The organism is Mycolicibacterium mageritense (assembly GCF_010727475.1).
Taxonomy (GTDB): domain Bacteria; phylum Actinomycetota; class Actinomycetes; order Mycobacteriales; family Mycobacteriaceae; genus Mycobacterium; species Mycobacterium mageritense.
Genome location: NZ_AP022567.1, coordinates 7,234,547 through 7,257,186, shown reverse-complemented (window position 1 = coordinate 7,257,186; position 22,640 = coordinate 7,234,547). Strand labels below are relative to the sequence as shown.

Annotated in this window: 24 protein-coding genes; 16 read left to right on the top strand and 8 right to left on the bottom strand. The window is 69.2% G+C overall.

Going from position 1 to position 22,640, the window contains the following annotated elements; translation table 11 throughout:
* The first annotated feature begins 4 nt into the window (after positions 1-4).
* Together G6N67_RS35085 and G6N67_RS35080 are read left to right on the top strand one after the other, a co-directional pair.
* Positions 5-961: a hypothetical protein gene (locus G6N67_RS35085; protein ID WP_179976781.1), complete on the top strand. Its 957-nt coding sequence runs from the start codon at positions 5-7 to the stop codon at positions 959-961.
* Positions 958-2,211 (top strand): methyltransferase family protein, encoded by a 1,254-nt coding sequence (locus G6N67_RS35080; protein WP_036439230.1) that lies wholly within the window; start codon positions 958-960, stop codon positions 2,209-2,211. Before G6N67_RS35085 ends, G6N67_RS35080 begins: the two co-directional genes overlap by 4 nt.
* Before the next feature lie 20 nt (positions 2,212-2,231).
* On the opposite strand, the gene G6N67_RS35075 is transcribed toward G6N67_RS35080, so the two are convergent.
* Together G6N67_RS35075 and G6N67_RS35070 are read right to left on the bottom strand one after the other, a co-directional pair.
* Positions 2,232-3,098, bottom strand: coding sequence for an alpha/beta fold hydrolase (locus G6N67_RS35075; RefSeq protein WP_036439232.1), 867 nt, complete (start codon positions 3,096-3,098; stop codon positions 2,232-2,234).
* A 48-nt stretch (positions 3,099-3,146) separates the two neighbouring features.
* Entirely contained in the window at positions 3,147-3,581 is a 435-nt protein-coding gene (locus G6N67_RS35070; protein WP_036439234.1) for a hypothetical protein, read from the bottom strand.
* 81 nt (positions 3,582-3,662) lie between these two features.
* On the opposite strand from G6N67_RS35070, the gene G6N67_RS35065 reads away from it, so the two are divergent.
* Positions 3,663-4,337, top strand: a complete 675-nt coding sequence (locus tag G6N67_RS35065; protein ID WP_051579150.1) for a TetR/AcrR family transcriptional regulator — start codon at positions 3,663-3,665, stop codon at positions 4,335-4,337.
* Here G6N67_RS35065 and G6N67_RS35060 read toward each other — a convergent pair.
* Entirely contained in the window at positions 4,309-4,587 is a 279-nt protein-coding gene (locus tag G6N67_RS35060) for a hypothetical protein (protein WP_131524813.1), read from the bottom strand. The two genes, G6N67_RS35065 and G6N67_RS35060, sit on opposite strands and share 29 nt — an antisense overlap.
* A gap of 72 nt (positions 4,588-4,659) precedes the next feature.
* Between G6N67_RS35060 and pafA the strand changes: the two genes are divergently transcribed.
* The 7 genes from pafA (at position 4,660) to G6N67_RS35025 (ending at position 12,917) form a co-directional block, all read left to right on the top strand.
* The gene (pafA, locus tag G6N67_RS35055; RefSeq protein ID WP_110798650.1) at positions 4,660-6,018 is read left to right on the top strand and encodes a Pup--protein ligase; all 1,359 of its coding nucleotides are present in this window, start codon (positions 4,660-4,662) and stop codon (positions 6,016-6,018) included.
* A gap of 56 nt (positions 6,019-6,074) precedes the next feature.
* Positions 6,075-7,073 carry a helix-turn-helix transcriptional regulator gene (locus G6N67_RS35050; protein WP_036440529.1) on the top strand — a complete coding sequence of 333 codons (999 nt, stop codon included), beginning with the start codon at positions 6,075-6,077 and terminating at the stop codon, positions 7,071-7,073.
* Complete coding sequence (locus tag G6N67_RS35045; RefSeq protein ID WP_036439238.1) at positions 7,070-8,026, top strand: helix-turn-helix transcriptional regulator; 957 nt, start codon at positions 7,070-7,072, stop codon at positions 8,024-8,026. Before G6N67_RS35050 ends, G6N67_RS35045 begins: the two co-directional genes overlap by 4 nt.
* Before the next feature lie 30 nt (positions 8,027-8,056).
* Positions 8,057-8,311 (top strand): Sec-independent protein translocase subunit TatA, encoded by a 255-nt coding sequence (gene tatA, locus G6N67_RS35040; protein ID WP_036439240.1) that lies wholly within the window; start codon positions 8,057-8,059, stop codon positions 8,309-8,311.
* Between the two features lie 76 nt (positions 8,312-8,387).
* Complete coding sequence (tatC, locus tag G6N67_RS35035) at positions 8,388-9,350, top strand: twin-arginine translocase subunit TatC (RefSeq protein WP_036439242.1); 963 nt, start codon at positions 8,388-8,390, stop codon at positions 9,348-9,350.
* A complete protein-coding gene (locus G6N67_RS35030) occupies positions 9,334-12,075 on the top strand; it encodes a DEAD/DEAH box helicase (protein ID WP_036439244.1) in 2,742 nt (913 codons plus the stop codon). The genes tatC and G6N67_RS35030 overlap by 17 nt, the downstream gene beginning before the upstream one ends.
* A 44-nt stretch (positions 12,076-12,119) precedes the next feature.
* Positions 12,120-12,917: a DUF4333 domain-containing protein gene (locus tag G6N67_RS35025; RefSeq protein ID WP_036439246.1), complete on the top strand. Its 798-nt coding sequence runs from the start codon at positions 12,120-12,122 to the stop codon at positions 12,915-12,917.
* A 3-nt stretch (positions 12,918-12,920) separates the two neighbouring features.
* Here G6N67_RS35025 and G6N67_RS35020 read toward each other — a convergent pair whose 3' ends face one another.
* Positions 12,921-13,877, bottom strand: coding sequence for a 5'-3' exonuclease (locus G6N67_RS35020; protein WP_036439248.1), 957 nt, complete (start codon positions 13,875-13,877; stop codon positions 12,921-12,923).
* Between the two features lie 87 nt (positions 13,878-13,964).
* Here G6N67_RS35020 and G6N67_RS35015 point away from each other — a divergent pair, with 87 nt between their 5' ends.
* Together G6N67_RS35015 and G6N67_RS35010 are read left to right on the top strand one after the other, a co-directional pair.
* A complete protein-coding gene (locus G6N67_RS35015) occupies positions 13,965-14,360 on the top strand; it encodes a VOC family protein (RefSeq protein WP_036439249.1) in 396 nt (131 codons plus the stop codon).
* 10 nt (positions 14,361-14,370) lie between these two features.
* A complete protein-coding gene (locus G6N67_RS35010; protein ID WP_036439251.1) occupies positions 14,371-15,492 on the top strand; it encodes a M24 family metallopeptidase in 1,122 nt (373 codons plus the stop codon).
* A gap of 16 nt (positions 15,493-15,508) precedes the next feature.
* On the opposite strand, the gene G6N67_RS35005 is transcribed toward G6N67_RS35010, so the two are convergent.
* Positions 15,509-15,919 carry a F420-dependent biliverdin reductase gene (locus tag G6N67_RS35005; RefSeq protein WP_036439253.1) on the bottom strand — a complete coding sequence of 137 codons (411 nt, stop codon included), beginning with the start codon at positions 15,917-15,919 and terminating at the stop codon, positions 15,509-15,511.
* Positions 15,920-15,954: 35 nt separating this feature from the next.
* Between G6N67_RS35005 and G6N67_RS35000 the strand changes: the two genes are divergently transcribed.
* From G6N67_RS35000 to G6N67_RS34985, 4 genes are read left to right on the top strand one after another with little or no spacing between them, the layout of a single operon-like run.
* The gene (locus tag G6N67_RS35000; RefSeq protein ID WP_036439255.1) at positions 15,955-16,713 is read left to right on the top strand and encodes a decaprenylphospho-beta-D-erythro-pentofuranosid-2-ulose 2-reductase; all 759 of its coding nucleotides are present in this window, start codon (positions 15,955-15,957) and stop codon (positions 16,711-16,713) included.
* Positions 16,710-17,885: a bifunctional cobalt-precorrin-7 (C(5))-methyltransferase/cobalt-precorrin-6B (C(15))-methyltransferase gene (locus G6N67_RS34995; protein ID WP_036440532.1), complete on the top strand. Its 1,176-nt coding sequence runs from the start codon at positions 16,710-16,712 to the stop codon at positions 17,883-17,885. Before G6N67_RS35000 ends, G6N67_RS34995 begins: the two co-directional genes overlap by 4 nt.
* Entirely contained in the window at positions 17,882-18,637 is a 756-nt protein-coding gene (gene cobM, locus G6N67_RS34990) for a precorrin-4 C(11)-methyltransferase (RefSeq protein WP_036439256.1), read from the top strand. Before G6N67_RS34995 ends, cobM begins: the two co-directional genes overlap by 4 nt.
* Positions 18,637-19,383, top strand: a complete 747-nt coding sequence (locus G6N67_RS34985; RefSeq protein WP_036439258.1) for a cobalt-precorrin-6A reductase — start codon at positions 18,637-18,639, stop codon at positions 19,381-19,383. The genes cobM and G6N67_RS34985 overlap by 1 nt, the downstream gene beginning before the upstream one ends.
* On the opposite strand, the gene G6N67_RS34980 is transcribed toward G6N67_RS34985, so the two are convergent.
* The 3 genes from G6N67_RS34980 to G6N67_RS34970 form a co-directional block, all read right to left on the bottom strand.
* On the bottom strand, positions 19,346-20,416 hold the full coding sequence (locus tag G6N67_RS34980; RefSeq protein WP_036439260.1) for a phosphotransferase family protein: 1,071 nt from the start codon (positions 20,414-20,416) through the stop codon (positions 19,346-19,348). The genes G6N67_RS34985 and G6N67_RS34980 overlap by 38 nt on opposite strands.
* Before the next feature lie 114 nt (positions 20,417-20,530).
* Entirely contained in the window at positions 20,531-22,009 is a 1,479-nt protein-coding gene (locus G6N67_RS34975) for a precorrin-2 C(20)-methyltransferase (RefSeq protein ID WP_036439262.1), read from the bottom strand.
* The gene (locus G6N67_RS34970) at positions 22,006-22,632 is read right to left on the bottom strand and encodes a precorrin-8X methylmutase (RefSeq protein WP_036439264.1); all 627 of its coding nucleotides are present in this window, start codon (positions 22,630-22,632) and stop codon (positions 22,006-22,008) included. The genes G6N67_RS34975 and G6N67_RS34970 overlap by 4 nt, the downstream gene beginning before the upstream one ends.
* Positions 22,633-22,640: the final 8 nt, after the last annotated feature.

The window sequence follows — 22,640 nt, the reverse complement described above, 5'->3', positions numbered from 1 at the left end:
GCCCGTGGACGACGGGGGAGAGCAGCGGCGACGCTATCGGCCGAGCCGCGCGCAATGGTCGCTGGCCGGGCTGATCCTGGCGTTCGTGGTCGGCGTGGTCCTGTTCCGGGTGATCAAAGGCTTCGGCTTGGGGCAGACGGCTGCGTTCTACATCGGCATCCCCACGGTGCTGGCGCTGATCCTGACCTTGACCGCGCCGTCGGGCCGGATCATGGGCATGACGCTCAAGGCGATCACGATCCTGCTGCTGTTGGCGATCCCGGTGGCCGGAGAGACGTTCATCTGCGTGATCATCGCCGCGCCGCTGTTCTACGCGGTCGGCATCGTCGTGGCGCTGATCGTCGGCGCGGCCCGCAAGTCCGACCGGCCCGGCACCGCCCGCATCGCGGTCGTGCCCGCCCTTGCGCTGGTGGTGTCGATGGAAGGCGTCGTGCCCGCGCTGACCCTGCCCGGCGATAACACCGTGTCCGCGAGCCGCATCGTCGCCGCGACACCGGACCAGGTCGCCGCGGCCCTGGGCCGGCCACTGCGGTTGTCCGAGGTCGCACCGCCCGGTGTGCTGGCCCTTGGCTTTCCCAAGCCTCTGCTGGACCACGGCGGCCCGTTGCAGGTAGGCCAACGCCGCACCGTCATGTTCGAAGGGGGTCATCACCGGCCGGGATTTGTCGCCGCGCACCACTGGGGCGAAGCGCCGTCAGCGGTGGATTTCGAGGTGGCCGCGCGCACCGCGGATTCGGTGCAATTCCTGCTGGTTTCGGACGCCACGCCACTGGCGACCTGGCTCACGTGGCGCTCGTCGGACGTGAGCTGGCATGCCGTCGACAGCGGGCACACCGAGATCACCTGGTCCTTGAGCTATACCCGGCGGCTCGCGCCGGCCTGGTATTTCGGGCCGATCGAAGCGGTGGTGACGCAGCGCGCGGCGGCGTATCTGCTCGACGCCGTCGATCTCGGCCGGTGACCACGGGCTTGGACGTCACCGTGCTGCGCAGCGGCGCGGTCCTGGTGTCAGCGGCGCTGGCCGCTGCGCTGTGGCTGGCGGCACCCGGCGGGCGGATCGGTGCGGCGCTTGCCACGCTGTGGAACGCGGTGGGGCTCGCCGGGGTCAACGCCGTCGCCGTGGCAGCCGGCTGGTGGTCGTTCGGCACCGAGGGGCTGATGTGGGCCGGGGTGCCCATCGATGTGATCTTCGGCTGGGCCGTGCTGTGGGGTGCGGTGCCCGTCCTGCTCGCACGATGGGTGAATCCCGTTGTGTCCGTGGCAGTTCTGATTGCCTGCGATGTGCTGGCGATGGGCAGCCTCGAGCCGTTGGTGCGGCTGCGCACCGACTGGGCCTACGGCGAGGCGCTGGCCGTGGCCGTGTGCCTGGTGCCCGGCGTGGTGCTGGGCTGGTCGACGGCCCGGGGCCGCAACCTGTGGTGCCGCGTGACCCTGCAGGTGGTGTTGTTCGGCGCGATTCTGCTGTTCGCCATTCCGGCAACGACTTTCGCGCTCACCGGCTCCTCGTGGTCGGACGTCGACGTCGGTGGGCTCGCGGATTCGGTGCTGTTGCAGGCCGGCGCGGTCGTCGTGGTGATCGCATTGCGAGCGGTCGCCGATTTCGCCCACCACGGCGGCACGCCGTTCCCGTGGGATCCGCCACCGCAGTTGGTGACGGGAGGACCGTACGCGTTCGTCGCCAATCCGATGCAGCTCGCCGCGGTCCTGATCCTGCTCGTCGGCGCCGGTGTGCTGAACAGTGCCGGGTTGGTCATGGCCGCCGGGGTGGGCGTGGTGTTCAGTGCCGGGATCGCGAGTTGGTATGAGCGCGACCAGCTTCTGGGTCGCTTCGGCGACGAGTGGATCGCCTACCGCGCTTCGGTGCACGATTGGCTGGCGCGGTGGCGGCCGTATCCAAACCGGGCGCAGGCCCGGATCTATGTGGCGGTGTCGTGTGACCCGTGCAGCGAGGTCGCCGGGTGGCTGCAGCGCAGGCACCCGGTCGCGCTGGCGATCGAGCCCGCCGAGAAACACGCCGAGGATCTGCGACGGGTGCGCTACGAGTCGGATGTCGTGGTCCTGCAAGGCACCCGGGCCATCGGTGCGGCGCTGGAGCACATCTCGCTCGGCTGGGCCGTGGTGGGGTGGCTCATGCGCGCGCCGGTGCTGGCGTGGTTCGTGCAGCTGCTTGCCGACGCGGTGGGCGCCGGCCCGCGCGCGCTCAACCGGTGACGAGACGGCCTGCGGGCTCGCTAGACCGCGGCGCGAATCAGTTCGGCGAACGCGTCGGGCACTTCCAGTGGCGTGAAATGGCCCGAGTCGTCGGCCGTGTGCAGCCGGACGTCGAGGAAGTAGTCGTCGAGGCGGTCGGCCCAGTCCGGCGGGAACAGCGGGTCGTGTCGTGGCCACAGCACCGCGGTCGGCGCCTGGATCTTGACGGCGCGGTCGGGCGGCAGCTCGGTGAGTGACTGCGCGACGGTGCCTGCTCCCGCGCGGTACCAGCCGAGCGACGCGGTGAACGCACCCGGCAGGGCGTAGTCCGCGACGAGCCGGTCCAGATCGTCCTCGGAGAGCGTGAATCCGGGTCCGGACCAGTGGTTCCAGAAGTGGCGCAGGTACTCCCGGACGATCTCCGGGTTCCCGTCGATCAGGCGGTCGGCGATCGGCAACTGGTGAAACGCCTGGTACCAGAATTCGTGCTGAGCGTGCGGGCTCAGCACCCGATCGCCCGCACCCGGCAGTGGCGGCGACAGCACCAGTGCCTTCGCGAGGTGCGGGTGCATGCGGGCCACGCTCTGGGCCACGCGGCTGCCGACGTCGTACCCGGCCAGGATGACGTCGGTGAGGTTGAGCTCGTTGATCAGCCCGACCACGCTCGCCGCCTGGGCCGTCGCGCTGTAGAAGTGCTGCACCGCGACGGCGTGTTTGTCGGAGCCGCCGAACCCGCGCAGGTCGGGCACGATGACGTCGGCGATGTCGGTCAGCAGTGGCACCACCTTTCGGTAGTCCCGCCGGTTGCCCGGCCAGCCGTGCAGCAGCACGACGGGCGGCCCGCCTGCCACGCCGTGCCGATCGAAGGCCAATCGGAATCCGTCCACCGGAGCGCTGCGCGAGGACATCGGTCAATTCTCATCCGCTGTCGCAGCGTTGTGGGGCGGTTGGCGCTTTCAGCGCTCGGCAGATTCCGGGCGCCAGCCCACGTAGGCGAACCACAGGCCCATCGCGGTGAGCAGCAGGAAGAAGATCCGGGCCGCGATCAGCAGGCCGGGGCTGCCGACCGTGGTGTCGGCGCCGCTCTCGATCGCCGACGGGAAAGCCATCATCGCCACGCCTCGCAGCGCGACGAACCAGCCGAACAGCGAGATGAGTACGGCCGTCACGCTGTACCAGTACTGGTGGAAGGCGATCACGATCAGGCCCATCATCAGCATGGCCGCGCCAAGGATCCAGGGCAGGGTGCCGTTGGTGAACAGGTCGGACAGCAGGTCGCCGAGCTGTGGCAGCCGGATCGCGATGATCAGGGTGGCCACGGCGACGAAGGGGCCGAGAACCCGGGCGAACATGCGCGTGCGGTGCCGGCCTTCCGGGGTGGACGTGGGCATCAGGTCTCCTTTATTAATAAACCGACTACCGGTCTATTAATAAAGGTAGGATCGAGGGATGACCGACGTCAAGGGAGGCCCATGGCACGCCAAGTGAAACCCGAGGAGCACGCCGCCAGGCGGCGCGAGATCCTCGACGTCGCGCTGCAGCTGATGCACGACAAGGGGTACGCAGCGATGACCATCGAGGACGTGCTCGGCGCGCTGCAGATCTCGAAAGGCGCCCTGTATCACTACTTCAGGTCCAAGCAGGCACTGCTGGAAGGCGTCGTCGACCAGATGGGCGAGGCCGCCACCGCGCGGTTGCAACACATCGCGGACGCACCCGACCAGACGGCCCTCGACAAATTGCACGCCTACTTCGCCGCGTCGTATGCGTGGAAGTCCGAGAACGCGACCGCCGTCGCCACGCTGATCCGGCTGTGGCACGACGAGAACAATGCGCTGCTCCGGCAGAAGCTGGCCCAGGGTTCGATGCGCACCACGGCGCCGTTCCTGGAGTCGATCATCCGGCAGGGCGTTGCCGAAGGTGTCTTCGACACGGACTTCCCTCATGAGGCGGCCGGCATCATCACCGCGATGGGCCTGCACCTGGCCGATGCGTTCATCGAAGCCATCGAGGCCGACGGCGCCACCGGCATCGACATCTCGGGACCGCACGCGCGTACGGCGGTGGCGGCCTACCAGCAGGCGTTCGAACGGATCCTGGGGTTGCCCGACGGTTCGCTCACGGCACCGGGGCCTGCGGCGCCATGATGCAGGGCGGCAAACCCGGGGAGTACGGCGGCGTGCAGGGCAACGGCGTACACGGCCGGCCGTCCCAGTACGACGTCATGTTGGGCGGGCACGTCGCGACGGGCGACGCCGTGCACGGCGGCATGCCCTGCGCATACGGCGGCGGGCACGGCTCGTCGGCGAAGGCAGCGGGCGCAGCGGGGCCGATGGTTGCCGCGGCAACGAGTAGAGCGGTCATCGCCAGCCGAATTCCGGCGCCACGCCTGCGCACGCGCCGATTTTACGGCGCCACCCCGACCGGCTTGCCCACCGATACTGTGAGCCACCCCGTAAGCTCGATAAGGTGCAGCGACGAATTATGGGCATCGAGACGGAATTCGGTGTGACCTGCACCTTCCATGGCCATCGCCGGCTCAGTCCCGACGAGGTTGCCCGCTATCTGTTCCGGCGGGTCGTGTCGTGGGGGCGCAGTTCCAACGTGTTCCTTCGCAACGGCGCCCGGTTGTATCTCGACGTGGGCAGCCACCCCGAGTACGCGACCGCCGAGTGCGACAACCTGACTCAGCTGGTCACCCACGACCGCGCCGGTGAGCGCGTGCTGGAGGATTTGCTGATCGACGCCGAGCAGCGGCTCGCCGACGAGGGCATCGGCGGTGACATCTACCTGTTCAAGAACAACACCGACTCGGCGGGCAACTCCTACGGCTGCCACGAGAACTACCTCATCGTGCGGGCCGGCGAGTTCTCCCGGATCTCCGATGTGCTGCTGCCGTTCCTGGTCACCCGGCAGTTGATCTGCGGCGCGGGCAAGGTGCTGCAGACCCCGAAGGCTGCGACGTTCTGCCTGAGTCAGCGCGCCGAGCACATCTGGGAGGGCGTGTCGAGCGCGACCACCCGCAGCCGCCCCATCATCAACACGCGCGACGAGCCGCACGCCGACGCCGAGAAGTACCGGCGGCTGCACGTGATCGTGGGTGACTCCAACATGTGCGAGTCCACCACCATGCTCAAGGTCGGCACCGCGTCGCTGGTGCTGGAGATGATCGAGGCGGGTGTGCCGTTCCGCGATTTCTCGCTGGACAATCCGATCCGCGCGATCCGCGAGGTCAGCCACGACCTGACCGGCAGGCGTCCGGTGCGGTTGGCCGGCGGCCGCCAGGCCAGCGCGCTCGACATCCAGCGGGAGTACTTCAGCCGCGCGGTCGAGTACCTGCAGACGCGTGAACCCAACACCCAGATCGAGCAGGTGGTCGACCTGTGGGGCCGCCAGCTCGACGCGGTCGAGAGCCAGGATTTCGCCAAGGTCGACACCGAGATCGACTGGGTGATCAAGCGCAAGCTGTTCCAGCGCTACCAGGACCGCTACAACATGGAGCTGTCCGACCCCAAGATCAGCCAGCTCGATCTCGCCTACCACGACATCAAGCGCGGTCGCGGGGTTTTCGACCTGCTGCAGCGCAAGGGGCTGGCCGCCAGGATCACCACCGATGAGGAGATCGACGCCGCGGTCAACACCCCGCCGCAGACCACCAGGGCCAAGCTGCGCGGTGAATTCATCAGTGCCGCACAGGAAGCCGGCCGTGACTTCACGGTCGACTGGGTGCACCTCAAGCTCAACGACCAAGCGCAGCGCACCGTGCTGTGCAAGGATCCGTTCCGGTCGGTCGACGAGCGGGTGAAGCGGCTCATCGCCAGCATGTGATCGACGGCGGCTGTCGCTGTCCGGGTCCACGCTCCCCAGGCCCTAAGCTCATGGGCGTGGCAGTTTCCAAAGTCGAGCGGTTGATGAACCTCGTCATCGCCCTGCTGTCCACCGATCGGTTCCTGCCGGCAGAAAAGATCCGCAACATCGTCCAGGGCTACAACGACAGCCCGAGCGACGAGGCGTTCTCGCGAATGTTCGAGCGGGACAAGAACGAATTGCGCGATCTGGGTATCCCGTTGGAGACCGGCCGGGTGTCCAAGTTCGACCCGACCGAGGGCTACCGCATCAACCGCGAGGCGTATGCGCTGCCCGCGGTCGAGTTGACCACCGACGAGGCAGCCGCCGTCGCGGTCGCGACGCAGCTGTGGCAGTCACCCGAACTCATCACCGCAACACAGGGGGCGCTGCTCAAGCTGCGCGCCGCAGGTGTCGACGTCGAGGGGGGAGACCCGTCGGTCGCGATCACCTCGACCAGCGTGCTGCCCGGGGTACGAGGTTCGGAGGAGGTGCTGGGAATCCTGTTGTCGGCCATCGACTCCGGGCGGGTGGTGCAGTTCGAGCACCGCTATTCGCGCAGCGACCCGTACACCACGCGGACCGTCGAGCCGTGGGGCGTGGTGACACATCGGGGACGCTGGTATCTGGTCGGACACGACCGGTTGCGTGACGACACCCGCACCTTCCGGCTGTCTCGGATCGGAGAACACGTGACCGCGATCGGGGAGCCCGGCGCGGTGCGCAAACCCGACGGTGTCAACCTGCGCGAGGTCGTGCAGCGGGTCGTCGCCGAATCGCCGACGGGTGAACAGGCTCGGGTGTGGGTGGCCGAGGGCAAGGGCACCGCGCTGCGCCGCCAGGCCACGGCCGCGACCCCTCGGACGCTGGCGGGGCGGGCCGGTGAGGAGATCACCGTCGACGTCGGCGGGTACGACCGATTGGCCAGGGAGATCGCGAGTTACGGGCCTGACGCGGTGGTCTTGGCGCCGCGGTCGTTGCGGGACGACGTCGTGGCACGGCTGCGCGCGCAGGCGGGGGTGGGGCACGCATCATGAGCCAGGTTTCGACGCGGCTGGTCCGGATGCTCAACATGGTGCCGTACTTCCAGGCCAACCCCAAGGTCACCCGCGCCGCCGCCGCGGCCGCGCTCGGTGTTACCGACAAGCAGCTCGACGCCGACCTGCGGCAGCTGTGGATGTGCGGCCTGCCCGGTTACAGCCCCGGCGATCTGATCGACTTCGATTTCGAAGGGGACACAGTCGAAGTCACCTTCAGCGCCGGTGTCGACCGCCCCCTGCGGCTCACGTCGATCGAGGCCACCGGAATCCTGGTGGCGCTACGGGCACTGGTCGACGTGCCCGGCATGGTCGATCCCGAGGCGGCCCGCAGCGCCATCGCCAAGATCGAATCCGCCGCGGGCAGCAAGCTCGCCGCGGTCGACGAGCCCGGACATGCCGAAAGCGACGCCGCGGCGGCCGTGCGGGCCGCGGTGCGCGACGGCCACGCGGTGACCCTGGAGTACTACTCGGCGTCGCGGGACTCGTTGAGTGCCCGCACGGTAGACCCGATCCGGGTGGTGCTGGTCGGCGACAACAGCTACCTCGAGGCGTGGTGCCGCACCGCCGAGGCGGTGCGGCTGTTCCGCTTCGACCGCATCGTCGACGCGCACGTGCTCGCCGAAGCGTCGGCGCCGCCACCGCCTGCCGTGCAGGCGGGTCCGGACACGTCGCTGTTCGACGCCGACCCGGCCTTGCCGTCGGCGACCTTGTTGATCGATGCAAGCGCGTCGTGGATGTTCGACTACTACCCGCTGCGGGTGGTCAACGAATTGCCCGACGGCGCCTGTGAAGCCGCGATGACCTACGCATCCGAAGACTGGATGGCCAGGTTCGTGCTCGGATTCGGGTCGGCGGTGCGGGTGCTCGCCCCCGATTCGTTGGCCCAACGGGTGCGGGATGCCGCGGCGGCGGCGCTGCGCGCCTACGACGAGGTTCCCGCCGACGAGTAGACTCGGCGCAGACGTCTGGAGGTAACCAAATTGGGTGGTCTACAACCCTGGCACTGGATCATCGTCATCGCTGTGTTCGTGCTGCTCTTCGGCGCCAAGAAGCTTCCGGATGCGGCCCGTTCACTCGGCAAGTCGATGCGGATCTTCAAGTCCGAGATCAAGGAGATGCAGTCCGAGTCTCAATCGGCGTCGCAGCCGGAGACCCCGGCCAAGCCGATCACCTCGGAGCGCGTCGACACCGCTGCGCCGGCCCCCGAGCAGTCGCCGGACCGCCACACGGCCTGACCCGGCCCCAAGCTGACCGCGGTCACCTGCCGCGTCGTCAGATGGTGTCTGGAGGAAGGCCGTTGAGAGCAAGCCCGTGCAGACCCCCGGAATCTTCAAGAAGCTCGATCCGCGCCAACGTCGTTCGCGTGTCAACCCTGACGGCACGATGTCGCTGGTCGACCATCTGCAGGAACTTCGCAATCGCCTGTTGATCGCGGTCGCCGCGATCGTGCTGACCACCATCGTGGGCTTCCTGTGGTACAGCCATGGCGTCTTCGGCCTGCACAGCCTGGGCGAGTGGTTACGCGGGCCGTACTGTGCGCTGCCCGAATCGGCGCGTGCGAGCATCTCGTCGGACGGCCAGTGCCGGCTGCTCGCGACGGCGCCGTTCGACCAGTTCATGCTGCGGCTCAAGGTGGGGCTGGCCGCCGGTGTGGTGATGGCGTGCCCGGTGTGGCTGTACCAACTGTGGGCGTTCATCACGCCAGGGCTGTACAAGAAGGAACGCCGGTTCGCTATGGCGTTCGTCGGCTTCGGCGCACTGCTGTTCATCTCCGGCGCGGTGCTGGCCTACATCGTGCTGGCCAAGGCGTTGGGCTTCCTGCTGACGGTCGGCAGCGACGTGCAGGTCACCGCGCTGTCCGGTGAGCAGTACTTCGGCTTCCTGATCAACCTGCTGCTGGTGTTCGGGATCAGCTTCGAGTTCCCGCTGCTGATCATCATGCTCAACCTGGTCGGGGTGCTGAGTTACGAGCGGCTCAAGGCCTGGCGGCGCGGCTTGATATTCGGATTGTTCGTGTTCGCGGCGTTCGCCACGCCCGGCTCCGACCCGTTCTCGATGCTGGCGCTGGCGTGCGCACTGTCGGTGCTGCTCGAGTTCGCGATCCAGATTGCCCGGCTCAACGACCGGCGCAAGGCGCGTCGCGAGGCGCTCGAGGAGGTTCCCGACGACGCGGCCGCCCCGATCGGAGCCACCGAACCCATCGAAGCGCCCGCACCGGTGTCCGGGCCTGCCGCTGGGGTAAACCGACTCACCATCGATGACGACGCCACCTGACGCGGGCGGCAGCCGCCTGGCGGATTTCACCGCGCAGTTGCCGTTCAACCTCGACGACTTTCAGATGCGGGCATGCCAGGCCCTGGAGAACGGCCACGGTGTGCTGGTGTGCGCGCCGACCGGGGCAGGCAAGACCGTGGTCGGGGAGTTCGCGGTGCACCTCGCGCTCGCCTCGGGCGGCAAGTGTTTCTACACCACCCCCATCAAGGCGCTGAGCAATCAGAAGCACAACGATCTGGTCGCGCGCTACGGTGCAGACAAGATCGGGCTGCTGACCGGCGATCAGTCGATCAACGGTGACGCCGATGTCGTGGTGATGACCACCGAAGTGCTGCGCAACATGCTGTATGCGAATTCGTCTGCGCTGCACGGGCTTTCGTATGTGGTGATGGACGAGGTGCACTTCCTGGCCGACCGGATGCGCGGCGCGGTGTGGGAAGAGGTGATCCTGCACCTGCCCGAGGAGGTGCTGCTGGTCAGCCTGTCGGCGACGGTGAGCAACGCCGAGGAGTTCGGCGGGTGGATCCAGACCGTGCGCGGCGACACCACCGTCGTCGTCGACGAGCACCGCCCGGTGCCGCTGTGGCAGCACATGATGGTCGGCCGGCGGATCTTCGACCTGTTCGAGGGCACCAACACCACGCTGGTCGACCGCGAGCTGGTGCGCCACATCGCGCACCGGCGGGAGGCTGACCGGCTCGCCGACTGGCAACCCCGAGGCCGGGGACGCGGCAGGCCGCCGCAGCTGTACCGCCCGCCGAGCCGGCCCGACGTGATCGGCGCGCTCGACAGCGCGGGTCTGCTGCCCGCCATCACCTTCATCTTCTCGCGCGCCGGCTGCGACGCCGCCGTCAAGCAGTGCCTGCGCTCGCCGCTGCGCCTGACCACCGACGAGGAACGCACGCGCATCGCCGAGGTCATCGACCGCCGCTGCGCGGACCTGGCCGACTCCGACCTGATCGTGCTGGATTACCACGAGTGGCGGGAAGGCCTGCTGCGCGGCCTCGCGGCCCACCACGCGGGTATGCTCCCGATCTTCCGGCACACCGTCGAGGAACTGTTCACCGCGGGACTCGTCAAGGCCGTGTTCGCCACCGAGACATTGGCTTTGGGCATCAACATGCCTGCGCGCACCGTGGTGCTGGAGCGGCTGGTGAAGTTCAACGGCGAGCAGCACCTGCCCTTGACGCCGGGGGAGTACACGCAGCTCACCGGACGGGCCGGGCGGCGTGGCATCGACGTCGAGGGGCACGCCGTGGTGCTGTGGCGTCCGGACGACACGACCGCCGAACCGGCCGAGGTGGCAGGCCTCGCGTCGACGCGGACCTTCCCGCTGCGCAGTTCTTTCGCACCGTCGTACAACATGACCATCAACCTCGTGCAACACATGGGCCCCGAGCAGGCCCACAAGCTGCTGGAGCGTTCGTTCGCGCAGTATCAGGCCGACCGTTCGGTGGTCGGCCTGGTGCGGGGCATCAGCCGCGGGGAACGGATGCTCGAAGAACTTGCTGCCGAGCTGGGCGGGCCGGATTCGCCGATCCTGGACTACACGCGGCTGCGCGCGAAGATCAACGAGCGCGAGCGTGCCCAGTCCAGGGCCTCGCGCCTGCAGCGCCGCAAGGCCGCCACCGACGCGCTCGCGGAGTTGCGCCGCGGCGACATCATCACCATCACACAGGGGCGCCGCGGCGGTCTCGCGGTCGTGCTCGAAGCGGCCCGCGACAAAGACGATCCCCGACCGCTCGTGTTGACCGAACACCGGTGGGCCGGCCGGATCTCGTCGGCGGATTACTCCGGGGCGTCGGCGCCGATCGGCACCATGACGCTGCCGAAACACGTCGAGCACCGGCAGCCGCGCGTGCGCCGTGACCTCGCGTCGGCGCTGCGGTCGGCGGCGGCCGGTCTGCCCGGCCCGACGGGCCGGTCCCGGCGCGGCGGGCCCGCCCCGGAACGCGATGTCGACACCGAACTGGCAGGCCTTCGTGAGGAGCTGCGCACCCACCCCGCGCACCAACTTCCCGATCGGGAGGCGAAAGTGCGTGTCGCCGAACGCTATCTGCGGATCGAGCGGGACAACGCCCAGATCCAGCAGAAGGTGGCCGCGGCGACCAACTCGCTGGCCCGCACGTTCGACCGCATCGTGGCACTGCTGAGCGAACGCGGTTTCATCGCGGTCGAGGACGGCGAACCGCGTGCCACCGAGGACGGGCGGTTGCTGGCGCGGATCTACAGCGAAAGCGACCTGCTGGTGGCCGAGTGCCTGCGTGGCGGCGTCTGGGAGGGGCTGCAACCCGCCGAACTCGCGGCCGTGCTGTCCGCGGTGCTCTACGAATCACGCGGCGACGGCCCGGGCGTCCCGGCGGGTGCCGACGCGCCGACCGCGGGGCTGCGGCGCGCGCTGGCCCGCACGCGGCGGCTGTCAGCCGAGCTGCGTTCCGACGAGCAACGCCACCGGATCGCGCCCAGCCGGGAACCCGACGAAGGCTTTGTCGCGGCGGTCTACCGGTGGGCCACCACCGGTGACCTCGCGTCGGCGCTGGAGGCGTCCGATACGTTCGGTTCGGGCTCCCCGCTGTCCGCGGGCGATTTCGTGCGGTGGTGTCGTCAGGTGCTCGACCTGCTCGACCAGGTGCGCAACGCGGCGCCCACGGCGGCATTGCGCACCAGCGCGAAACGCGCCATCAACGACGTTCGGCGCGGCGTCGTCGCTGTTGATGCGGGGTAGGGTGCATTTACAAACGGTGACAGCGAACAGGATCAAGGAGAATCATGAGCGGACCGCAGGGATCTGATCCGGGGCAGTCGTGGCCCGGTCAGCAGCCTGAGTCGGGTGGGAACCAGCCGTCAGGCTCCGACGCATGGCAGCCGCCCTCGAATCCTGACGACCCGACCACGCACGCTCCCGCGTGGCAGCCGCCGGCTTACACGCAGCAGCAGCCGCAACAGCAGCCGCAGCAGCCGGACTACTCGCAGTACCAGCAGCCCGGGCAGCAGGGTTACCAGCAGCCGCAGTATCCCGCGACCGAACAGTTCGGGCAGCAGAGCTATCAGCAGCCCGGCCAATTCGGCCAGCAGCCGGGGCAGTACGGCCAGCCGCCGCAGTTCGGTCAGCCCCAGTTCGGGCAGCCGCAATACGGGCAGCCGGGCCAGTTCGGGCAGCAGCCCGGCCAGTTCGGCCAACCCGGCCAGTACGGGCAGTACACGCCGCCGGGAGGCGAAGACGGCTCGAAGAAGTCGCTCGCGATGATCGGGATCGTGGCCATCGGTGCGGCCGCTCTCGTGGTGATCGCGGTGGCCATCACGGCGTTCTGGCTGCCCGGTTGGGCGGTCACCACCGTGCTGGACATCAATAAGGCCCAGTCCGGTGTCGAGAACATCCTCAAGGACGACACCAACGGCTACGGCAACAAGAACGTCTCCGGGGTCAAGTGCAACAACGGCGAGAACCCCGAGGTGAAGAAGGGCAGCACCTTCGACTGCGACGTCAGCATCGACGGTACGAAGCGCAAGGTGACCGTGACGTTCCAGGACGACAAGGGCACCTACGAGGTCGGCCGCCCCAAGTAGGAGTCAGCCGGGCAGTTGGTCCAGCGCCTTCTGCAGCCGGCTGATCGACGACGTCACCCCATACGACCCGGCCAGGTCCGCGACCTTGGCCGGGTCGTTTGCCGTCAGCGGCAAGGTGTCGGTGGGGGTCGACATCGTGACGGGTGCGTCGGTTGCGACCCGGACGACGGGCTCGGCCTTGGCGATGTAGTCGGCCGCGGCAATCAGCTTGGCGCGGTGGGCTTTCGACATGCGTGACGACGGATCGGCGGCGGCCTCCTGGATGGCGGCCAGCGAGCCGTAGCTCGCGAGCAAGCCCGCTGCGGTCTTCTCGCCGACTCCGGCGACGCCGGGCAGCCCGTCGGACGGGTCACCGCGCAGCAGGGCCAGCTCGGCATATGCCGCGCCGGCCCGATCGAGGGGAACCCCGTACTGCTCGGCGACTTCGACGGGGCCGAACTTGGTGGCCCTGGCCAGGCCCCGGCCGAGATAGAGCACACGCACGGGCACCGGCTCATCCCGCACGAGTTGCAGCAGATCGCGATCGCCACTGACCACGACCACCGGATCGCGCTGCTCGCGTGTCGCCAGCGTGCCCAGCACGTCGTCGGCCTCGAATCCGGGCGCACCCGCGGTGGTGATGCCGAAGGCGTCCAGCAGGTCCATGATCATGCCGACCTGGGGCGTGAGTTCGTCGGGAACCTCTTCGATGTCGGGGATGCCGTCGGGTTCGGGTTCGGCGACACGGTGGGCCTTGTAGGACGGCACCAGGTCCACGCGCCACTGCGGCCGCCAGTCGTCGTCCCGGCACACGACGAGGCGGCTGGGCCGCTCGCGGGCGACCAGGGTCGCGATGGCGTCGAGGAAGCCGCGGACCGCGTTGACCTGGCGGCCGTCGGGAGCCTTGATCGACGACGGGACGCCGAAGAAGGACCGGAACCACATGCTGGCGCCGTCGAGGAGCAGGACGGGTGCGGTCATCAGATTCTCCGAAACTCGTAGGAGGCGCACGCCTGCGGGGTGAGATCGCCCATGTCGCGCAACATTCAAGCGACAGTAGCGTGAGGTATGACCTTCACCGTCGACCGTATCGACCATGTCGTGCTCAACTGCCGCGACGCCGACGCGACCGTCGCGTTCTACGAGCGGGTGCTCGGCATGCGCAAAGAGGTGTTCGGCGCCGGCCGCATCGCATTGGCGTTCGGAAACCAGAAGATCAACGTGCGCCCGACCGGCTCGGAGAACTGGACCACGGGCGCCGTGGATGCCCCCGGTTCGCTGGATCTGTGTTTCATCGCCGACGTCGCACCCGGCGCGGTGGGCGAGCACTTGCGTGCCTGTGGGGTCGAGATCACCGAAGGCCCGGTGCAGAAGACGGGCGCACTCGGGCCGATGACCTCCCACTACTGCCGCGACCCCGACGGCAACCTGGTCGAGATCGCCAGCTATCTGGGCGCCGATTAGCCTCGTACGCATGACCATCACCCGCTTCAGCACCGATGTGTACGCTCATCGACTCTCCGCGGCCGCAACCGCCGCGGCCGAGGCGGGGCTTGCCGGGCTGGTGATCACGCCCGGTTACGACTTGCGGTATCTCGTCGGTTCGCGTGCGCAGACCTTCGAGCGGCTGACGGCGCTGGTGCTGCCGGCCCGCGGTGAGCCCACGATCGTGGTGCCGCGCCTCGAACTGGCTTCGCTCAAGGAGTCGGCAGTCACAGAACTCGGTGTGGCGGTGCGGGATTGGGTCGACGGCGAGAATCCGTACCAGCTGGTCGCGGACGCGCTCGGGGGACAGGCCGTCGCCGTCACCGATTCGATGCCCGCGCTGCACCTGCTCCCGCTGGCCGACCTGCTCGGCGCCGTACCAGTGCTTGCCACCGACGTGCTGCGCCGGCTGCGGATGATCAAGGACACCGCCGAGATCGACGCGCTGCACAAGGCAGGCGCTGCCATCGACCGCGTGCACGCCCGCGTGCCCGAGTTCCTGGTGCCGGGCCGAACTGAGGCCGACGTCGCCGCAGACATCGCGGAAGCCATTGTCGCCGAGGGGCATTCGGAGGTGGCGTTCATCATCGTCGGCTCGGGCCCGCACGGTGCCGACCCGCACCACGAATGCTCGGACCGCGAACTGCAGGCGGGCGACATCGTCGTCGTCGACATCGGTGGACCGTACGAACCCGGCTACAACTCCGACTCGACCCGCACCTACAGCCTCGGCGAACCCGACCCTGAGGTGGCTCGCCGGTATGCGGTGTTGCAGCGGGCGCAGCAGGCCGCCGTGGAGGCCGTGCGGCCCGGTGTGACCGCAGAACAGGTGGACGCCGCGGCGCGCGACGTGCTGGCTGCCGAGGGGCTGGCGGAGGCGTTCGTGCACCGCACGGGCCACGGCATCGGGCTTTCGGTGCACGAGGAGCCCTATATCGTCGCGGGAAACAACCTGCCGCTCGAACCGGGCATGGCGTTCAGCGTCGAGCCCGGGGTGTACTTCCCGGGGCAGTGGGGTGCCCGGATCGAGGACATCGTGATCGTGACCGAGGACGGCGCGGTGTCGGTGAACAACCGGCCGCACGACCTGATCGTCGTTCCGGTCGACTGAGGCTGTCTCGGCAGGTCTACTGGCCGCGGTCCAGCAGCTCCGCCGAGCCCAGCACGCGCTCGACCCGCACTTCGATCACGACGCGCCGGGGGTTGACCCGCGGCGTGCGGTAGCGCTGGGCATACCGCAGCTCGGCGTCGCGCACGGCGTCGGCCTCGGTGCTGACCGTGGACTTGCCTTCCAGCGACAGCCAGCGGGCGCCGTCGACCTGGCTGAGCACCGCGACACCACGCTCGTGAGCGTTGACGGCCTTCTGCGAACCACCGGTGGTGATGACCCGCGCGATGTGGGTCTTCGGATCGAACGTGAACCCCACGGCGACCACGTGCGGCGAGTTGTCCGACCGCAGGGTGGTCAGCATCGCCAGATGGCGCTCGGTGAGAAACGCCAGCGCGTCGTTGGTGAGCCGTGTGGTTGCCTTCGCCATCGGTGTCCAAACTAGCGCAGGACATAATCGCAGCCATGAAAGACACGGCAGACACGGCCGGCCACGTCGTGGTGATTTTCGGGGGTCGCAGTGAGATCGGGACCGAGATCGCGGTCCGGCTCGCCCCCGGCGCCACGGTGGTGCTGGCCGCGCGGGGTGCTGACCGGCTCGAAGAGCAGGCCGCGCAGGTGCGCGAGGCGGGTGCGACGGCGGTGCACACCTGTGAGTTCGATGCCGACGACCTGGCGTCGCACGTGGGCGTGATCGACACGATCGAGGCCGCCCACGGACGCATCGGCACCGCGGTGCTGGCCTTCGGCGTGCTGGGTGATCAGGCCCGCGCCGAACGCGACGCGGCCCACGCCGTGGCGGTGGTGCACACCGACTATGTCGCTCAGGTGAACCTGCTCACCGAGCTCGCGCAGCGGATGCGCGCGGCCGCGGCGGGCAGGCTCGTGGTGTTCTCGTCGATCGCAGGCGGCCGGGTGCGTCGCGCCAACTACGTCTACGGCTCCGCCAAGGCCGGCCTCGACGGCTTCGCGAGCGGCCTGTCCGACGCCCTGCACGGCTCGGGCGTGCAACTGCTCATCGTGCGGCCGGGTTTCGTGGTCGGACGGATGACCGAGGGCATGGAACCCGCGCCGTTCTCCAGCACCCCGCCGCAGGTGGCCGACGCGGTTGCGCAGGCGCTCGCCAGGGGCAAGCGTGCGGTGTGGGTGCCATGGGTGATCCGGCCGATGATCTTCGCGACGCGGTTGGTGCCGGGTCCGATTTGGCGGAGGTTGCCGCGGTGATCGTCGTGGTCGGGATCGGGGCTGACGGTATGGCGGGCCTGCCCGCGGCCTCGCGCAACGAGTTGGCCAGGGCCACCGTCGTTTACGGCTCGAAGCGTCAGCTCGACCTGCTCGACGACAGCATCCGCGCGGCGCGCCGGGCGTGGCCGTCGCCCATGATGCCCGCGTTGCGGACGCTGCTCGACGACACCGACGGTGACGTTCACGTCGTGGCCAGCGGTGATCCGCTGCTGCACGGTGTCGGCAGCGTGCTGATCCGGATGTACGGTGCCGACGCCGTGACGGTGCTGCCCCACGTTTCGTCGGTGACGCTGGCGTGCTCGCGGGTCGGCTGGTCGGTGCAGGACACCGAGATCATCAGCCTGGTCAGCGCCGAACCACACACCGCGGTGCGGCGCGGCGGGCAGGCCGTGGTCCTCTCCCGGGACGCGACCAGCCCCGCGGCCCTCGCGGGGCTGCTCACCGAGACCGGCCGGGGGGACTCGGAGTTGACGGTGCTCGAACAGCTCGGCGGACCGCGAGAACTGCGCCGCTCGGCCACCGCGCGGGAATGGGCGGCGCGGCCGCCGCGCGACGTCGACGCGCTCAACGTGATGGCCGTGCGGTACCTGCCCGACGACCGGCGGGCCGGGACTTTGCCCGACGACGCGTTCGCGCATGACGGGCAGATCACCAAACAATCGATCCGGGCCGTCACGCTGGCGGCCCTCGGCCCGCGACCGGGCGAGCTGCTGTGGGACGTCGGCGCAGGCTCGGGCAGCATCGCGATCGAATGGTGCCGCAGCGCTCCCGGCTGCCGGGCGGTCGCGTTCGAGCGTGACACCCAGCGGCGGGACCGGATCGCGGTCAACGCGCGGGCTTTCGGCGTCCGGGTCGATGTCTGCGGTGCAGCCCCGGAAAATCTCATGGTCGCCCCGGATCCGGCAGCGATCTTCATCGGCGGCGGCATCACGCAGCCAGGGCTGCTGGACGCGTGCCTTGACCGGCTGCCGAGCGGCGGCCGGCTCGTCGTCAACGCGGTCACGGTGGAATCGGAAGCAGTTGTTGCGCAGTACTATTCCCGGCTTGGAGGCGAGTTGCGGCGGTATCAGCACTATCAGGGCGGCGCGATCGGTGGGTTCACCGGCTGGCGTCCGGCGCTGCCGGTCACGCAGTGGACGGTGGTCAAATGACGGTCTACTTCATCGGGGCGGGCCCGGGCGCGGCCGACCTGATCACGGTGCGCGGCCAACGGATCCTGGCCGCCGCACCGGTGTGCCTGTACGCCGGGTCGATCATGCCCGACGACCTGCTGGCGCTGTGTCCGGACGACGCGCGTGTCATCGACACCGGGCCGTTGACCCTCGACCAGATCATCAGCGAGCTCGCCGAAGCCCACAAGGCGGGTCTCGACGTCGCGCGCCTGCACTCCGGTGACCCGTCCATCTACAGCGCGCTGGCCGAACAGTGTCGCAGGCTCGACGAGCTGGGTATCGACTACCAGATCGTGCCAGGCGTGCCGGCATTCGCCGCGGTGGCCGCGGCTCTCGGGCGGGAGCTCACCGTGCCCGGTGTCGCCCAGACGGTGACCTTGACACGGGTGGCGACCCTGTCGACCGCGATGCCGGACGGCGAGGATCTGACCACGCTGTCCAAACCCGGTGCGACGCTCGTACTGCACCTGGCCGCCGCGCAGATCGACAACATCGTCCCGCATCTCCTCGACGGCGGCTACCGACCCGAAACGCCTTGTGCAGTGGTCGCATTCGCGAGCTGGCCGGACGAGGTCGTGCTGCGCGGCACATTGGCCGACATCGCCGGACAGATGCACGCCGCGAAGGTGACCAAGACCGCCGTCATCGTGGTGGGGGAGGTGCTCGGCGCCGAAGGCTTCTCGGACAGCTACCTGTATTCGTCGGACCGGCGCCGGGGCAGCAGGCACTAGTGAAGCTCCTGCTGCTCGGCGGCACCGGCGAAGCCCGCGCGTTGGCGGCCGCGCTGCATCCCGATGTCGAGGTGATCAGTTCCCTGGCCGGACGGGTGCCCGATCCCGCGCTGCCGGTCGGTGCGGTCCGCATCGGCGGGTTCGGTGGCGTCGACGGCATGCGGCAGTGGCTGCGGGCCGCGGCGATCGACGCTGTTGTCGATGCGACGCATCCCTTCGCGGCAACCATCACCGCACATGCCGCGCAGGTCTGCGCCGACCTGGCCCTGCCGCATCTGGTTCTGGCCCGCCCGGCCTGGTCGCCCGGTTCGGCGGTCGTGGTGGGATCGGACGTCGAGGCCGCCGAAACCGTTGCCGACAACCGGTATTCGCGAGTATTCCTGACGACGGGCCGGTCCGGCACCCGCGCGTTCAAAGACGTCGACGCCTGGTTTCTCATCCGTGCGGTCACCGCGCCCGACGCCGCGACCCTGCCGGCCCACCACGAACTGCTGCTGTCGCGGGGTCCGTATCACTACGAGGGGGAGCTGGCACTGCTGCGCGAGCACCGCATCGACGCCCTGGTGACGAAGAACAGCGGCGGCGCGATGACGCAGCCCAAGCTCGACGCCGCGGCGACGGCCGGGGTACCCGTGATCATGGTGGACCGGCCGCTGTTGCCGGCCGGCGTGCAGGCCGTGGGCACCGTCGCCGAGGCCGTCGACTGGGTCAGGCGATCAGCTCAAGGGTGTCCAGGTCGCGGATAGCCTGACAACCCCGTTCGGCCATCACCACCATCATGTCGTCGCCCCGCTCGGTCGAGGTCGCGAAGGCGCAGCCGAGCACCGTGATCAACGGCACCTGCAGCATGCCCAACCGGTAGTCGCGCCAACATGTTTCGCGGTCGTACCCGGTGACACCGTACGTCAGCAGCGTGCCGTGGTATTGGTCGACCAGGTCGTTGTCGACGGCCGCGCGGATCTCCGGGAGCAGGCTCGTGGCGGTGAAGTAGGACAGGTCGCGGGCCGGCAAGCCTGCGCCGAGCGTCTGCCAATCGACCACGGTGATCCGGGTCCGGTCCGGGTCGAACAGCATGTTGTCGAGTCGGTAGTCGCCGTGCAGGACCGCGAACCGATCCGGCTCGGACATCAACCACGGCGTCACGACCGACATTGCGGCATACAGGGTTTCGCGATTCTCCGGACTCATCCGATCGCCCAGCCGCTCCAGGGTGATGTCGGCCGCCATCTTCGCGACGTCCCCGAAGCCCTTCGCCGAATCCGGATCGGGCTTGGGCATCGCGACACCGGGAAAGCTGGCCCACTGCTCGCCGCACCAGGTCGGCCCGTGCAGGCCGGCCAGGGCACGTACCCCGAGGATCGCTTCGTCGACTGTGCAGCCCGCGATCTGATCGCCCTGCACCGCGGGCGCCATGTCGTCGAGCAGCAGCACGAAATCGCTTCCCTCGCCGGCGATCTCGCAGTGATGGCAGCGCGGCACGGGAATGTCCACGTGCGCGGCGACATCGGTGTAGAACGCGTGCTCGGACCGGTAACCGATGACCACCCGGTCCCGCACGGTGTCGTCCTGCGCCGGGAGTTTGACCGCGAACGTCGCGGGCAGTTCGGTCGGACCGGGGTAGGTCACCGTCACCCGGTAGGTCGCGCCGGTCTGGCCCGTCCCGATCGGCGCGGTTTCGACGGTGTTGACCTCGGTGGCCAGCACGGCCGACAGCCACTCCGCGGTCACGTCCTCGGGGTGGCCCGGGATGGACCGGGGCAGTGGTGCCGTCGTCGTCATGGCATCACCCCGTGGCCCGTTTCCATCCGCATCGCCTCTGCGCCCTCCAGCAGCGTGGTGTGACGCCGGACACTAACCAGGTTTTTGACGGTCGTCAAACGTTGTCGGCGGGAGTCAACTCGGATAGGTGCGCGGGGTGAAGACCCGGTCCTGGTCCTGATAGCTGTACCACTGGGTCTGCGACGAGCCGATGATCAACAGGCAGCGCATGTCGACCCGCGCGGGATCCAGGTCTGCCAACCGCACCACGGTCACGCTCTCGTCGGGGCCGGGTGCGGCACCCGAAACCCGTCGGCCGATGATCACCGGGGTGCTGGGGTCACGGTGCTCGAGCAGCAACTCGCGCATCGCGCCCACCTGCCAGGTGCGGGTCTTCGAGGCCGGGTTGTAGATCGCCAGCACCAGGTCGGCCTTCGCGGCGGCCGTCAACCGCTCGGCGATCACGTCCCACGGCTTGAGCCGGTCCGACAGCGAGATCACCGCGTAGTCGTGGCCGAGGGGTGCGCCGACGCGGCTCGCGACGGCCTGCGCGGCCGTCATCGCCGGGATCACCCGGACCGGTACGTCCGGCCACTGCTTGGCTTCCTCCAAGACGGCGGTCGCCATGGCGAAAACCCCCGGATCGCCAGAGGACACCACGGCGACCACCTTGCCCTCCTGGGCCAGTTCGCAGGCCAGCCGTGCCCGGGCCGGTTCGTCGGTGTTGTCGCTGGGGTGGTGGCGCTGACCGGCCCGCAGCCCGACCCGCTCGAGATACGGGAAGTAGCCGATGAGGTCGGTGGCCTCGGCCAGTTCGCGACGGCTCTGCGGCGTCATCCAGTCACCGTCGCCCGGTCCCAGGCCGATCACCACGACGCTGCCGGTGCGCTCGGGCTTGGTCATGCTGCCTGGCAGCATCGCCAGCGAGAAGTACGGCACCTTGGCCGCGTCGACCTCGCCGGCCGGTGACACCCGCTGCCGCTCGGTCGACGCCCGCTCGACGTAGAACGCCTGGTCGAGCCGACCGGTCGACGAAAGCGCTTCCCGCACAGCCGGATACGACCGGCCCAGCTTGAGCACCACGGCGGCGTCGGTGTCGGCGAGGCGGCGCTTGAGCTCATCGGGCGCCAAGGTGCCGGGCAGGATGGTCAGCACCTCGTCGCCCTGCACGAGCGGAGTTCCGGTGGCGGCCGCGGCCGCGCTGACCGACGTGACACCGGGAATGATGACCGCGTCGAACCGCGACGTCAACCGCGTGTGCATGTGCATGTACGAGCTGTAGAACAGCGGGTCGCCCTCGGCGAGCAGGGCCACGCTGCGGCCCGCGTCCAGGTGCGTCGCGATCCGCTCGGCGGCCTCGGCGTAGAAGTCCTCCATGGCGCCCGCGTAGCCGCCCGGGTGGTCGGTGGTCTCGGTGGTCACCGGATACACCAGGTGCTCCTCGACCTGGCCGGGCCGCAGATACGGCGCGGCGATACCGCGCGCGATGCTGTGGCCGTGCCGGGCGCTGTGATAGGCCACCACGTCGGCCTCACCGATCACGCGCGCGGCCTTGACCGTCACCAACTCCGGGTCGCCGGGCCCGAGGCCGACACCGTAGAGCGTTCCTCTCATTCGCGTTCACTCGCAATCGCGTTGACAGCCGCGGCGGCCATGGCGCTGCCACCCCGCCGGCCGGTCACCACCAGGTAGGACATCCCGCGGGGATGGTCGATCAGTTCCTGCTTGGACTGGGCCGATCCCACGAAACCGACCGGCCCGCCGAGCACGGCGGCGGGCACGGGAGCCCCGTCGTCGAGCAGTTCCAGCAGCCGGAACAACGCCGTCGGGGCATTGCCGACGGCCACCACGGCGCCGCCGAGCCGGTCCGCCCACAAGTCGACCGCGGCCGCCGACCGGGTGAAGCCCAGCCGCTCCGCCAATTCGGGCGCGCGCGGGTCGGCGACCAGCGACACCACGTCGTTGGCTGCAGGCAGGCGCGAGCGGGTGATGCCCGCCGCGACCATCGACGAGTCGCACAGGATCGGCGCACCCGCGGCCAGCGCTGCATGGGCCCGCTCGACGACCTCGTCGGTGAATGCCACGTGGTCGGCCACGTCGACCTGACCGCACGTGTGGATCAACCGGACCACCACGCGCGCGACGTCTGCCGGGAAACGGGACAACTCGGCCTCGGCGCGGATCGTCGCGAAGCTCTGCCGGTAGATCTCGGCGGCGTCACGGATGTAGTCGAGCACCCGAACAC

What these genes read in the sequence shown, in the direction of transcription:
- G6N67_RS35000 (WP_036439255.1), top strand. Translation starts at nt 15,955, where the DNA reads ATGAAAGACACGGCAGACACGGCCGGCCACGTCGTGGTGATTTTCGGG.
- G6N67_RS35005 (WP_036439253.1), bottom strand. Translation starts at nt 15,919, where the DNA reads ATGGCGAAGGCAACCACACGGCTCACCAACGACGCGCTGGCGTTTCTC.
- G6N67_RS35070 (WP_036439234.1), bottom strand. Translation starts at nt 3,581, where the DNA reads ATGCCCACGTCCACCCCGGAAGGCCGGCACCGCACGCGCATGTTCGCC.
- G6N67_RS34975 (WP_036439262.1), bottom strand. Translation starts at nt 22,009, where the DNA reads ATGAGAGGAACGCTCTACGGTGTCGGCCTCGGGCCCGGCGACCCGGAG.
- G6N67_RS35030 (WP_036439244.1), top strand. Translation starts at nt 9,334, where the DNA reads ATGACGACGCCACCTGACGCGGGCGGCAGCCGCCTGGCGGATTTCACC.
- G6N67_RS35015 (WP_036439249.1), top strand. Translation starts at nt 13,965, where the DNA reads ATGACCTTCACCGTCGACCGTATCGACCATGTCGTGCTCAACTGCCGC.
- cobM (WP_036439256.1), top strand. Translation starts at nt 17,882, where the DNA reads ATGACGGTCTACTTCATCGGGGCGGGCCCGGGCGCGGCCGACCTGATC.
- G6N67_RS35045 (WP_036439238.1), top strand. Translation starts at nt 7,070, where the DNA reads ATGAGCCAGGTTTCGACGCGGCTGGTCCGGATGCTCAACATGGTGCCG.
- G6N67_RS35025 (WP_036439246.1), top strand. Translation starts at nt 12,120, where the DNA reads ATGAGCGGACCGCAGGGATCTGATCCGGGGCAGTCGTGGCCCGGTCAG.
- G6N67_RS35065 (WP_051579150.1), top strand. Translation starts at nt 3,663, where the DNA reads ATGGCACGCCAAGTGAAACCCGAGGAGCACGCCGCCAGGCGGCGCGAG.
- G6N67_RS35010 (WP_036439251.1), top strand. Translation starts at nt 14,371, where the DNA reads ATGACCATCACCCGCTTCAGCACCGATGTGTACGCTCATCGACTCTCC.
- G6N67_RS34980 (WP_036439260.1), bottom strand. Translation starts at nt 20,416, where the DNA reads ATGACGACGACGGCACCACTGCCCCGGTCCATCCCGGGCCACCCCGAG.
- G6N67_RS35020 (WP_036439248.1), bottom strand. Translation starts at nt 13,877, where the DNA reads ATGACCGCACCCGTCCTGCTCCTCGACGGCGCCAGCATGTGGTTCCGG.
- G6N67_RS35075 (WP_036439232.1), bottom strand. Translation starts at nt 3,098, where the DNA reads ATGTCCTCGCGCAGCGCTCCGGTGGACGGATTCCGATTGGCCTTCGAT.